General features: G+C 67.9%; 11 protein-coding genes. 6 read left to right on the top strand and 5 right to left on the bottom strand.

The genetic code is table 11. The features are described from left to right. Window positions 1–421: 421 nt before the first annotated feature. The 4 genes from AB6V31_RS16770 to AB6V31_RS16755 form a co-directional block, all read right to left on the bottom strand. On the bottom strand, window positions 422–622 hold the full coding sequence (locus AB6V31_RS16770) for a helix-turn-helix domain-containing protein (protein WP_369367020.1): 201 nt from the start codon (window positions 620–622) through the stop codon (window positions 422–424). Window positions 623–726: 104 nt separating this feature from the next. Further along, on the bottom strand, window positions 727–1,308 hold the full coding sequence (locus AB6V31_RS16765; RefSeq protein ID WP_369367018.1) for a hypothetical protein: 582 nt from the start codon (window positions 1,306–1,308) through the stop codon (window positions 727–729). Next, window positions 1,305–2,462 carry an AAA family ATPase gene (locus tag AB6V31_RS16760; protein WP_369367016.1) on the bottom strand — a complete coding sequence of 386 codons (1,158 nt, stop codon included), beginning with the start codon at window positions 2,460–2,462 and terminating at the stop codon, window positions 1,305–1,307. The genes AB6V31_RS16765 and AB6V31_RS16760 overlap by 4 nt, the downstream gene beginning before the upstream one ends. 92 nt (window positions 2,463–2,554) lie before the next feature. Continuing rightward, window positions 2,555–3,787 (bottom strand): tyrosine-type recombinase/integrase, encoded by a 1,233-nt coding sequence (locus tag AB6V31_RS16755; RefSeq protein WP_369367015.1) that lies wholly within the window; start codon window positions 3,785–3,787, stop codon window positions 2,555–2,557. A gap of 716 nt (window positions 3,788–4,503) precedes the next feature. Between AB6V31_RS16755 and AB6V31_RS16750 the strand changes: the two genes are divergently transcribed. The 3 genes from AB6V31_RS16750 (at window position 4,504) to AB6V31_RS16740 (ending at window position 7,306) form a co-directional block, all read left to right on the top strand. Beyond that, window positions 4,504–6,303 carry a PPOX class F420-dependent oxidoreductase gene (locus AB6V31_RS16750; protein ID WP_369367013.1) on the top strand — a complete coding sequence of 600 codons (1,800 nt, stop codon included), beginning with the start codon at window positions 4,504–4,506 and terminating at the stop codon, window positions 6,301–6,303. A gap of 186 nt (window positions 6,304–6,489) precedes the next feature. Then, window positions 6,490–6,873, top strand: a complete 384-nt coding sequence (locus AB6V31_RS16745) for a hypothetical protein (RefSeq protein WP_056231622.1) — start codon at window positions 6,490–6,492, stop codon at window positions 6,871–6,873. Between the two features lie 40 nt (window positions 6,874–6,913). Next, window positions 6,914–7,306: a TIGR03618 family F420-dependent PPOX class oxidoreductase gene (locus tag AB6V31_RS16740; protein WP_074694951.1), complete on the top strand. Its 393-nt coding sequence runs from the start codon at window positions 6,914–6,916 to the stop codon at window positions 7,304–7,306. Window positions 7,307–7,309: 3 nt separating this feature from the next. On the opposite strand, the gene AB6V31_RS16735 is transcribed toward AB6V31_RS16740, so the two are convergent. Further along, complete coding sequence (locus AB6V31_RS16735; RefSeq protein ID WP_143017853.1) at window positions 7,310–8,461, bottom strand: SLC13 family permease; 1,152 nt, start codon at window positions 8,459–8,461, stop codon at window positions 7,310–7,312. Between the two features lie 83 nt (window positions 8,462–8,544). On the opposite strand from AB6V31_RS16735, the gene thrS reads away from it, so the two are divergent. The 3 genes from thrS to AB6V31_RS16720 are packed head-to-tail and all read left to right on the top strand — an operon-like array spanning window position 8,545 to window position 11,812. Then, window positions 8,545–10,530 carry a threonine--tRNA ligase gene (thrS, locus tag AB6V31_RS16730; protein WP_268103985.1) on the top strand — a complete coding sequence of 662 codons (1,986 nt, stop codon included), beginning with the start codon at window positions 8,545–8,547 and terminating at the stop codon, window positions 10,528–10,530. Continuing rightward, entirely contained in the window at window positions 10,530–11,150 is a 621-nt protein-coding gene (locus AB6V31_RS16725) for an HIT domain-containing protein (RefSeq protein ID WP_369367009.1), read from the top strand. The genes thrS and AB6V31_RS16725 overlap by 1 nt, the downstream gene beginning before the upstream one ends. A gap of 56 nt (window positions 11,151–11,206) precedes the next feature. Next, a complete protein-coding gene (locus AB6V31_RS16720) occupies window positions 11,207–11,812 on the top strand; it encodes a hypothetical protein (protein WP_074694948.1) in 606 nt (201 codons plus the stop codon). The last annotated feature ends 10 nt before the right edge of the window (window positions 11,813–11,822 follow it).

Raw genomic sequence — 11,822 nt, 5'->3', positions numbered from 1 at the left:
CGACTGCTGTACTCGCGTAGGTAGTGAGCACTCGGAGAGGGGGGTGTCACAGGTGCTGGACGATCACAAGATAAGTCACAGTGTGGCCCGTGCTCGTCGGTGCGGTTGGAGGGGTCGTCAGCTACGCTGGTCACAAGAGATTCCTTCTTCGCCGCCTCTCGTCTTCGCAGGACGGGGGCGGCATCTCTTTGCGCCCCGGGCGGTCACTTCGTCATATCGGCCCATTGGGTCGCGGGGCGGCGCGCTTGATCGCCAACCTTCGACCCAGGGTCGAGAGTTCGGGGCTATGCTTCGAGGAGCCCCCGCGTCTTACCAACTACCCATCGGCAGCGCGGGGGCTCTTCTCTGCCCTGCGGGGGCGCTCGCCGCATCTGGCCGACAACCTGAACGGTCCTCGGGTTAGCTGCGACGGCGACCGGCGTCAGCGACTGCGGGGGACCTGCATCGGACGGCCAACAGCGGCAAGCGCCGCGACCGGGATGCGGATCGTACGCGCACCGATGCGCTCCGCCGCGAGGTCGCCGCGTTGGATCAGGCGGCGGATGGTCTTAGTCGAGAGGCTGAGAGCACTCGCCGCCTGCGAGATCGTGACGTACTCGGTAGGAACTGGGGATGAGGACATGACAAAGCCTTCGCGTTCAGAAACGAAGGATCTGTTGGGTCGATCACCACACCTAGCCCTTCCCCGTTCGGACGGGGCGCTGAGTCCACTCTAGGGGGTTCAGGTCACGAGCAGAGGGCGACTAGTCCGTCCACCTTGTTCAGCAGTCGGTTCAGGCTCGTACTACGAGATCTGGCCAACTCGATATCCATCCGGTGGGTCAGCTTCGGTTGCCAGACGGGTTTCTGGTAGCCACCATCTGGGAGCAGAGAGTCGATCACGGTCCCCCCGCGTTTTGTTGCGTCCCAATCTCCCTCCCATCCAAGGTCAAGCGTCTCAACCGAGCGGTAGATCCAGTCTTCGAAATCGCGTTCCGCCAGCACAATCACGACAGGAATGCCGACGACCGCCTCCGCCCTGGCTAGCAGCTCCGGTCCCAGCTGACATGAAGCGTCATCATCCGCGTCCAGCAGAACCACGACCCCGACGCAGCCTGGTCTCGCCGCTGCGGCGACGTAGCCCTCTAGCCCCCCGGGCGTGGTGGCTGATCCCTTACCTTTGAGGGTGACTGGCTTTCCGAGAATCTCGCGATACTCCGCCTTCTCGTGCAGGAATTTTCGCAGAAGCACAGGCAGCGCGCCCTTATCGCCCGGACCTTCAACGACGAGTCCAATGTGAGGGGCTCCATGCGCAAGGACCACGATCACGACTCCGGATCGAGGGCATCGGCGCGCAGCAAAGCCCCGGGAGTTATCAAGCCGTCGCGCAATATTCGCCGCGTATGCTCACTCACATTCGCAACACGCGACTGTTCAGTGTCGCTCCACACTACTCGAAGGGATTCGACTGGCAGTTCGTCAACAATGTCCGCGCTGTGGGTTGTCAGAACGACCTGCATGGTTCGCGATTCGGCCTGCAGAATCTCGATCAAACTTTGCAACGCACCGAGATGAATGGCCACTTCCGGCTCTTCAATGACGATAAGGCCGGGTGTCTCCGGCTGGGCGAGCGCGAGCAGGATCCCGAAAGCGCGCAGCGTACCGTCGGACATCTGCTTCGCAAGAAATTCGCGGTTACCGTGCGCTGTTCGCTGTACGAACAAAAGCGTTCGCTTATCCGCGTAGACGCGGGGCTCTATCCGCACGATGCCTGGGACAATCGCGGCCAGCTGCTCTACGATCTTCGCCCGGGCGGCTGTATCCAGCGCATCGAAGACGCTTGCGGTGTTCGCGCCAACCGGATCAAATTCCGCCGTAGACGAGGGCTCCTGCAGCTCACCGACACGGGCAGGATGAATCTCCACGGTCTGCAAGCCAGACAGCGCAAGCTGGATTAGGTGGGCTGGGAAGCCTCCGGTCGAGAGAGCGCTCTGGCCAGGGGCGACTGGCACGCGTCGTTCCTCGGAGCGCGGCGGGCCATCCGTCTCACTGTCCCACTCGACGGAATGTACCGTCGCACCGTCGCTTACAAAGGAGTCCGGGTGATTGTCAATGATCGGCAGGAAGGCGCGTTCTCGCTTCACCCGATAGCGCTTTCCTTTCAACGAAGCGAGAGCGAGTTCGTAGAACCCAGTCTCCCCGGGTCCATAGCGAAATTCCAGACGTATTGCAGGATCGTTCGGTCGCCCCTGCGATCTGTGCCGTAACTGGTCGTAGCCTCCGCGTCGAGCGATAGCAAGCGGTAGGCCGTAGGTCGGGATGTCCCGAAGCAACTTCAGGGCGGCGACGAGATTGGACTTGCCGCTCGCGTTCGGCCCGATCAACGCGACGAGATCGTCAAACTCGATTCGGGCTGACTTGTAAGACAGGAAGTTCGTCAGTTCGAGAGCGGTGTACGTAGGCATGAATCGCGAACTGGTCATGAAACCTTCCCACCTGCGCGGTCATCGTCGGTCGTCGGCATGCCGCGAGCTTAGCGCCGCCCCGACCTTCAACTGTGCCCTGCTTTGCGGGGTTAGCGAGCTGGCGTGTGACGGCGCATCCTGGCAGCCAATTGGTCGGCGCGGTCGGTCGCGTGCTGGTAGCGCATACCCACCGTGGCAGTGCTCCAGCCATGGCGGGCGTTGTTCTCCGCCGCCGTTGCGCCCGCCTCGGCGTATGCTGTCGCGGAGTGGTGGCGCAGTGCGTGGAAGGGCATATCGGGGCGTCCAGCGGCGGTGCGTGCGGCATTCCAATGCTTCCAGAACGCGCTCTGTGAGAGGAACGAAACCCCGTCTGCGGCGGGGAACAGGAGCGCGTCACCAATCATGCCGCGTACGTGGTCGGCCACGATCTCAGCGTCCTGGCCGAAGATCGCCACGGGGCGCAGACCGGCCTCACTCTTGGTCGATCCGACCACGAACCCCTGCCCCGCTGAATGGGTCACTGCGCGGCCCACGTTGATTCGGACGGCGATCACACCTCCGGCTTCGTCGCGCTCCACGGTCACATCCTTGGCGCGTAGTGCGGTCGCCTCCCCGTAGCGGAGCCCGCCCCATGCGGCCACGGTCACCAGGGCACGGAAACGGGGCGTGATCGCGCTGACGATTGCCTCCAACTCAGTCTCAGTCGGGGGGACAACCTTTCTTCCGGTGTGGGTGGACTGACCGCCCTTGACCGTGCACGGGTTCGTGTCGATGATCCGGTCATCCTCGGCGGCGGTGCGCATGATCGCGTTGAGGAGGCCATAGGCGCGGCTCGTCTGGGTCTTCGCGCCGGTCGCGAGCAGGTTCGCGCGCCAGGTCCGAACGCGCGCCGGGGTGATCTCGATCAGGGGGAGTAGGGCCAGAGGAGCCAGGGGACCGCCTTGGTCGCCCTCTCGCGCGGGATCGGGCAGACGCAGGAGGCGTTCGTACTCCGCCTGAGTGCGGGGCTTCAGATGGTCACCTCGGGCGTTCGTGCGCGTGGAGATCCAGGAGGTTGCGTAAGCGGCCAAGGTCTGCGAGCGGTCGGCCTGCGCCTCGTGCGCGCCCCGTGCGGTGCTGGGGGTCCACGTACCGGCAACAATCGCCGCGCGCTGTGTCGCCAGCCATGCATCCGCGTCGGTCACCGTCGTGAACGTCATTGGCGCGCTGTAGGTCTTGCCGTCCGGCCCGGTGTAGCGCGCTCGGTAGTACCCGCTCGGCAGGCGCTCGACCTTGCCGAAGCTGCGGCGCGTGGCCTTGCGCTCGCGACCCAGCGAGTCGGTGATCTTCTTGGGGCGAGCCATGGTCATCCTCCGTGGCCTAACGTGGCCTAACGATTGTCCGTTAGTGTCCACACTAGTCCACGAAACAGTGTCGAGAGTCAGCTATTTTCTTGATATTCCCGGGCCTGCGCACTGGAATCTCGCAAGCGGGCCTCAGTGCTGTGTACTGGTTCGATCCCAGTATCGCGCACCACCTGAAGAAGCCCCCGGTTCGCCGGGGGTTTCGTCGTTTCCGGACCACCTCGCACAGGCCGCCGCAGCCCGAGCGGTCGACAGGCGACACCTGCGGCCGGCGATCCTCGACGCGAAGACACGCCACCACGCACGCGCGGGCTCGACGCGGCGGCGCTCCGGCACGGCGAACGCGACGCGTAGCGGTTCGCATCCCGAAGCACGGGGCTTCTCGCCGCTCCGCTCACTGCGCACGGGCCGAGGAAGGGCCGAGAGGTGCGCCGGGCGGGGCGAAGATCCGGGGTGGTCGTTCCCGCCGCCAGTAAGGGGGGCTGCGGAGTGCCTGGCGACGGGAACGAGACGAGACTATGCCGTGTCCACCGTTTGGGGGACACGTTCGGCGCAGTCTTGCGCTGTCCTTGCGCTGATCTTGCGCTGGCTTTGAGGTCCGCGGACCGGCTTGCACAGCGGGGCCATGGGTGCGGCTCAGTAGGGTGGCCAGACGCCTCCGCCACCCCCGCGGCAGGCGCGACGCACCGCTTCGGCGGAACAGGAAGCGAGAACGCGTGACGAGCGAAGCCCCCCTCTTCACCCCGCCGACGGGCCCCATCCGCGGACGCCGCGACGGTGCGGTGCTGCGGGCCAGTGGCATCCCGTATGCACGCGCGGAGCGCTTCGGTCGTCCCCTCCCTCTGCCGGACCGGGCTGACGACGACGTCTTCGAGGCCCTCGAGCCCTCGCCCGCCGCCCCGCAGGCGCCCACCCCGCTGATCGACGCTCTCGGCGACCAGACCGGCGGCCTCCCGATCCGCGAGGAGTGCCAGCACCTCTCGATCACCGTTCCGGCCGACCGCGGCGACGCGGATCCCGCGCTGCCCGTGATGGTGTGGGTGCACGGCGGTGGCTACACCAGCGGTGCGGGCGATCTGCCCGTCTACGACCCCGCCGTCCTCGCGTCCGAGCAGCACGTCGTCGTCGTCACGGTCACCTACCGGCTCGGCGTACTCGGCTATCTCGGTGACGGAGCGGAGCGTCCTGCCAACCTCGGGCTCCTCGATCAGCTCGCCGCCTTCGAGTGGGTCCAGCGCAACATCGCGGCGTTCGGGGGAGACCCGGCCCGCGTGACGGCGTTCGGACAATCCGCGGGCGCCGACGCCGTGCTCCACCTCATGGCCGTCGACCGCGCTCGGGGGCTGTTCTCGCGCGCCATCGTGCAGAGCGCACCCATGGGCACCATGGGTGCGCGCGCCGGCCTCACGGCGGCGATGAGCGCGGCGACCGCGCAGCTTAGCCCGGCGACCCCGTCGGACGATCTGATGCACCTCCAGGCGGACGCGATGCAGGCCGCGCGCGGTTTCGGACGGTTCTCCCTGATGCCCTTCGCTCCGCAGCCCGGGTTCGACCCCCTGCCTCCCCACGGCGAGATCGCCGAGAGGTGGCTCGAGGGGGCCGCACGCATTCCCCTGCTGATCGGGGTCACCGCCGAGGAGACGCGGCTGTTCCTTCCCGGCGTGACGGCCCTGGACGGGTTGCGCGCCGTGCCGCTGCTGCACGCCCTCGCCTCCACGGTCCTCGACACCGCGATGAACGCGGTCGTCTACGGCCGCCCGGCCCGTCGCCTCGCCCGCGACTACCGCAGGGCGGGAGGGACGGCGCTGCGCTACGTCTTCCGGTGGCGGGCGAACGACCTCTACCGCGCCTCCCACGCGATCGAGGTGCCCTTCGTCTTCGGTACCGAGTCGACCGGGCCGCAGCTCGCGCCCTACGCCGGCGCGCGCCCCGACGAGATCACCGCTGTCGGCCGGAGCGTCCGTGCGCTCTGGGGCGGCTTCGCGCACGGGCGCATCGAGGAGATGGCATCCGTTCCCGGGGTTCTCGATCTGTTCGGACCTCGCGGCGGGCCGTCGGCGCAACCCATCGCCGCCGCTGCGACCGCCCAGTACGGTGAGACCATGACCGTCCCCGACACCCTGTGGCGCGAGATCGCGGCCTCGTCCTTCGTCTCGCTCGGCACCTATCGCCGCAACGGAGCCCTCGTGGCGGTCCCGGTGTGGGTCGCGCGCGACGGCGACGAGCTGGTCGTGACGAGCGAGCGGTCCACGGGCAAGGTGAAGCGTCTGCGCAACGATTCGCGCGTGACCCTGCAGCCCTGCAGCAGGATGGGCGCCGTCGAACCGGATGCCATCCGCGTCGAGGCGCACGGCCGGATCGCCGGCCCCGCCACGGACGACGCTCGCGCCGACGCCGCCCTCAAGCGCAAGTACGGCTTCCAGTACCGCGCGATCCTCGGCTTCGAGGCGTTCGTGCGTCGTCTGCAGCGCAAACCCGGCGACCGCGTCATCATCCGCATCTCGCGCGACACCTGATTCGCGGCATCCCTCCGCCTTTCTCCCGGCTTTATCCCGAAACCGCAATCTCCCGCAAGGGGGTTTGCGTGAACGTCGATCCCGAGAGACGGTGCACGCAGAGAAAGCGGTCGCCGCCCCCCGACCTCAGCGTTCGACTTCTCGCCGAGAGGCGCCGGGCCGTGGGCGGCACCGACGGGAGTCACCATGGGCAAGTTCATCTACGACGGCAACATCAAGGTCGATTTCGAGGACCGGCTGCTCGCGCACCTGCAGGCGGTGATCATGGCGAAAGTGCGTCGCGGCGAGAGCTTCCCGTTCACCTGGAAAGACGACATCAGCACGGGCGGGGGGCGCACGACGGTCTACATCCACCCGTACGTGTCGCTGGTGTTCAAGTTCCACGGCAGTCGAACTCCGCAGCTGAGCACCGCGTGGCTGCACGCGCTGACCTACAACGCGAACTCTGGCCGCGGCCTGTACGTCGTCACCGAGCCCGACGAATTCGTTCCGCGCGAGAGCAGCCGTCGCGAGGAAATGGTCTTCAGCGAGGTGCCGAACGATCAGGCCCCGCATTCCGTCGGGTCCTGACCGGGGAATGGATGCCGCCACCCCGGCGGTTGCACCGAGCATGAGCGACTGGACCCGCACCAAGCCGTACTTCGAGACCGACGCCGTCGCGCACCTCGCGACGCTCATGCGCGACGGGTCGCCGCACTCGATCCCGCTCTGGGTCGGAGTCGACGGGGACCGCCTGATGCTGTTCACCGAGGTCGACACCCTGAAGGACCGCAACCTTCAACGTGACCCGCGCGTGGCCGTCTCGGTCACCGCCGCCGACAACAGTTACTCGATGGCGTTCGTGCGCGGGGTGGCCGTCGAACGGATCGACGGCGACGAGGCCCTGCCCTACGTCGACCGGATCTCGCGGCTGTACACCGGCGAGGCGTACGGTCTGCGAACGGGCCTGGCCGTGTGGTTCATCGAGCCCCACAAGGCCTGGTCGCGAACGTACGAGGACTGACACTCACCAGACGAGCGGCAGGACCCCGAGGAACAGGATCAGCGGCGCGATGATCGCGCCGAGCAGGATGAACCGACTCCACCGCACCTCGATGCCCGCGGCGACCAGGCGGTCGTGCCAGAGGAGGGTGGCCAGTGACGCCCACGGCGTGACGATCGGCCCGGCGTTCACGCCGATCAGCAGCGCCGCGAGGCGCGCGGGGGAGCCCGCCACCGACTCGAGGGCGAGGTAGGCGGGGAGGTTGTTGATGCCGTTCGCCGCGAGGGCTCCGACACCCGCCAGCTGCCACAGCGACACCAGGTCATCTCCGGAACCGGCGAGCACCGAGGTGATGCGCCCGATCCCCAGGGCCTCGAGCGCCCCGACGGCGAGGAACAGGCCCCCCGCGAACACCAGCAGCGACCAGGGCACCAGACGGATGCCGAGAGCCCGCGGCGCGCGCCAGGCGAACGCCGCGATGAGCACCACCGCGGCGGCCGTGGCCGGCATCCACGGTTCGAGCCCGACGACCAGCAGGGGCAGCAATGCAACCGTCACCACCGCGGAGATGCGCAGGAGGACGCGGTCGGACACGTCCGGGGCGGTCGCATCGGGGTAGGTCTTCGGCAGCCGGCGGAGGAACACGACCGTCAGCACGACGACCGAGACCACGATCGCGATGAGCGCCGACGGCCCGAGGAGCGCGAGGAAGGCGATGGGGTCGTGGCCCCCGCCCAGGGCATCGGATGCGAGCAGGTTGGTCAGGTTCGACACCGGCAGCACCAGAGACGCGGTGTTCGCGAGCACGACGGTGACGAACGCGAAGGGGAGCGGATTCAGCTTTCGCGCCACCGCCATCGCCACCACCACGGGGGTCAACAGAACAGCGGTGGTGTCGAGGGAGAGGAACGCCGTGGCGACGGTGGCCAAAGCCACGACCAGCACCCACAACAGCGCGGTGCGCCCGCGGGCGAGCTTCGCCAACCGCGCGGCCACGACGTCGAAGAGCCCCGCCTTCGAGGCGAGTTCGGCGACGATCGTCACGGCCACGACGAACAGCAGGATGGGCCAGACGCGGTCGGCGACGGCGAGAGCGGCGTCGGCGGGGAAGACGCCGGTGAGCAGCGCGATGATCCCGAGGACCCAGAGCACGCCGCCGATGATGGCCAAAGTCACCGCTCCACTATGGGGCACGTTGCGTGCCGTCGAGACCACGCCCGCCCGGTAGCCTGGAAACGACCCCTTTCAGGAGATGTTCTGTGACTGATTTCCCCGCCGATGGCTTCGCCCTCTTCCCCGACCGTTCGGTCGTCGCTCTGCGCGTCAACGGGGAGTTGAAAGATCTGGCCACGACCGTGACGGCCGACGACCAGGTGGAGCCGGTCACGATCGACAGCGCCGACGGCCTCTCGATCCTGCGCCACTCGACCGCACACGTCCTCGCGCAGGCCGTGCAGCGTGTCAAGCCCCAGGCCAACCTGGGCATCGGCCCGCCCGTCACCGACGGCTTCTACTACGATTTCCAGGTCGACGAGCCCTTCACCCCTGACGACCTCAAGGTCATCAAGAAGGAGATGGAGCGCATCGTCCGCGAGAACCAGCGCTTCGTGCGTCGCGTCGTCACCGACGACGAGGCCCGCGCCGAGCTGGCCGACGAGCCGTTCAAGCTCGAGCTCATCGGGCTCAAGGGCGGCTCGGCCGAGGCCGCGGAGGGCGCGTCCGTCGAGGTCGGCGCCGGCGAGCTGACCATCTACGACAACGTCACCCGCGACGGCGAGACCGCGTGGAAAGACCTGTGCCGCGGACCCCACGTGCCCGGCACGCGCCTCATCGGCAACGGCTGGGACCTCACTCGCATCGCCGGCGCCTACTGGCGCGGCAGCGAGAAGAACCCCCAGCTGCAGCGCATCTACGGCACCGCATGGCCCACCAAGGACGAACTGCGCGCCTACCAGCACCGCCTCGAAGAGGCGGCCAAGCGCGACCACCGCAAACTCGGCAAGGAGCTCGACCTCTTCTCGTTCCCCGACGAGATCGGTCCGGGGCTGTCGGTGTTCCATCCCAAGGGCGGCATCATCCGCTACGAGATCGAGCGTTACATGCGCGAGCGCCTGCTCGCGAGCGGCTACGAGGTCGTGAACACCCCGCACATCACCAAGGGCGACCTGTTCATGACGAGCGGCCACCTGCAGTGGTACGCCGACGGCATGTACCCCCCGATGGTGCTCGACGAGGTGACGGATGCCGACGGGCACGTCTCGCGCGAGGGCCAGGAGTACTACCTCAAGCCCATGAACTGCCCGTTCCACAATCTGATCTTCCGCTCGCGCGGACGCAGCTACCGCGAGCTGCCGCTGCGCCTGAGCGAGTTCGGATCGGTGTACCGCTACGAGAAGAGCGGAACTCTCTCGGGCCTCACGCGCGTGCGCGGCATGACCCAGGACGACACCCACATCTACGTCACCGCCGACCAGGTGAAGGGCGAGCTGACCCACAGCCTCGACTTCGTGCTGCAGACCCTGCGCGACTACGGCCTGAACGACTTCTACCTCGAGCTGTCGACGAAGGAGGAGGGCAACCCGAAGTTCATCGGCGACGACGCCCTCTGGACCGAGGCGACCGAGACACTCCGCGAGGTCGCCGAGGCGTCGGGCCTCGAGCTCGTGCCCGACCCGGGTGGGGCCGCGTTCTACGGCCCCAAGATCTCGGTGCAGGCGCGCGACGCGATCGGGCGCACCTGGCAGATGTCGACCATCCAGCTCGACTTCAACCAGCCCGAGCGCTTCGAGCTCGAGTACACCGGCCCGGACGGCGAGAAGCACCGCCCCGTGATGATCCACCGCGCCCTCTTCGGCTCGGTCGAGCGCTTCTTCGCGATCCTGCTCGAGCACTACGCTGGCGCGTTCCCGGTGTGGCTCGCCCCCGTGCAGGTCGTGGCCGTTCCCGTGGCCGCCGAGTACGGCGACTACCTGCAGGGCATCGTCGCCGACCTCAAGACCAAGGGCGTGCGCGCCGAGGCCGACCACAGCGACGACCGCATGCAGAAGAAGATCCGCACGCACACCACGCAGAAGGTGCCGCTCATGCTGATCGCTGGAGAGCAGGACCGCTCCAACGGCACGGTCTCGTTCCGCTTCCGCGACGGCACGCAGCTCAACGGCATCCCGGTCGATGAGGCCGTCGCGCGCATCACGGGCGCGATCGCCCAGCGCACCCTCGTGAACACCGCGGAGGACCTGGCGTGATGAGCGATCCGGATGCCGTCGGGGCGCGCTCGTCGTCGGATTCCGCTACGACGCGCGCCGTCGACGGGTCCGGATCGCACACGGCCGATGCGGAACTCGTCGACGCCGCGACCCTTCCCGGCGTGCCCGACGAGTTCCAGCGCCTGTGGACGCCGCACCGCATGGCCTACATCTCGGCCGGGCGCGAGCCGATGGAGAAGACCTGTCCGTTCTGCGCCGCGCCCGACAAGAGCGACGAGGACGGGCTGATCGTCGCGCGGGGGAAGACGGCGTACGTGCTGCTGAACCTGTTCCCGTACAACTCCGGTCACCTGCTGGTGTGCCCGTACCGCCACATCGCGACGTACGACCAGGCCACCGACGAAGAGGTCGCCGAGATCGGCGCGCTCACCCAGCGCGGCATGAGGGTGCTGCGCGCGGTGTCGAACTGCGACGGCTTCAACCTCGGTATGAACCAGGGAGCGATCGCGGGGGCGGGTGTCGACGCGCACCTGCACCAGCACATCGTTCCCCGGTGGGCGTCGGATGCCAATTTCTTCCCCATCATCGCGAAGACCAAGGCCCTGCCGCAGCTGCTCGGCGACGTGCGCCGGGCGGTCGCCGACGCCTGGGAAGTGTGAAACGGGTTATCCACAAGCCCCACTCCCGGGCCGGGCGTTCTCGCTAGCGTGACGGTATGAACGCTCGGACTCGCCCTCTGGTTCTCTCCCTCACTCTCGCTGCCGTGCTCCTCGCGACGACGGCGTGCATCCCGCTGCCGAGCCCCCTGGGGCCGGACGGTGCCGAGGGGCGGCCGACGTCCGCTCCGGACGCGGCGCAGAGTCCCGCGCCCGAAGAGTCGACCACGGTCGACCCCGACGACGTCGGCGACGTCTTCGCGGAGCGCGAGGAGTACTTCCGCGAGCAGCAGCTCCCGATGGACGGTTCCCCCCTGGTCGCGGTGACGCCCGCCCAGAAGGAGTTCATCGCCGAGCAGCGCGCCTACGTCGAGCAGCAGGGGTCGACGTGGACGGCGACTGACGAGAGCCTCGCCCTCGCCCTGGCGGGCGACGCGTGCGAGACGGCGATCCTGAATCGCCACCAGATCGACGCCACGACCATGAGCACGCACGTGGCCACCTCGCCGCTGTTCGCCCAGCTCATTCCGAGCGACCTCCAGGGCGCCGCGCGCACGCAGGCCGAGAAGCCGATCGCGAGCGTCATGGTCTTCGGCGCGACCTTCATGTGCCCCGCGGACGGCGAGCAGTGGCTCGCCGCCTACCAAGAGGTCTACGGGGGCTGAGCCTGAGGTC

The organism is Microbacterium sp. 16-032, from assembly GCF_041079455.1.
GTDB lineage: Bacteria > Actinomycetota > Actinomycetes > Actinomycetales > Microbacteriaceae > Microbacterium > Microbacterium testaceum_A.
The sequence above is the reverse complement of the archived record's forward strand: the minus strand, read 5'-3'. Positions and strand labels throughout refer to the sequence as shown.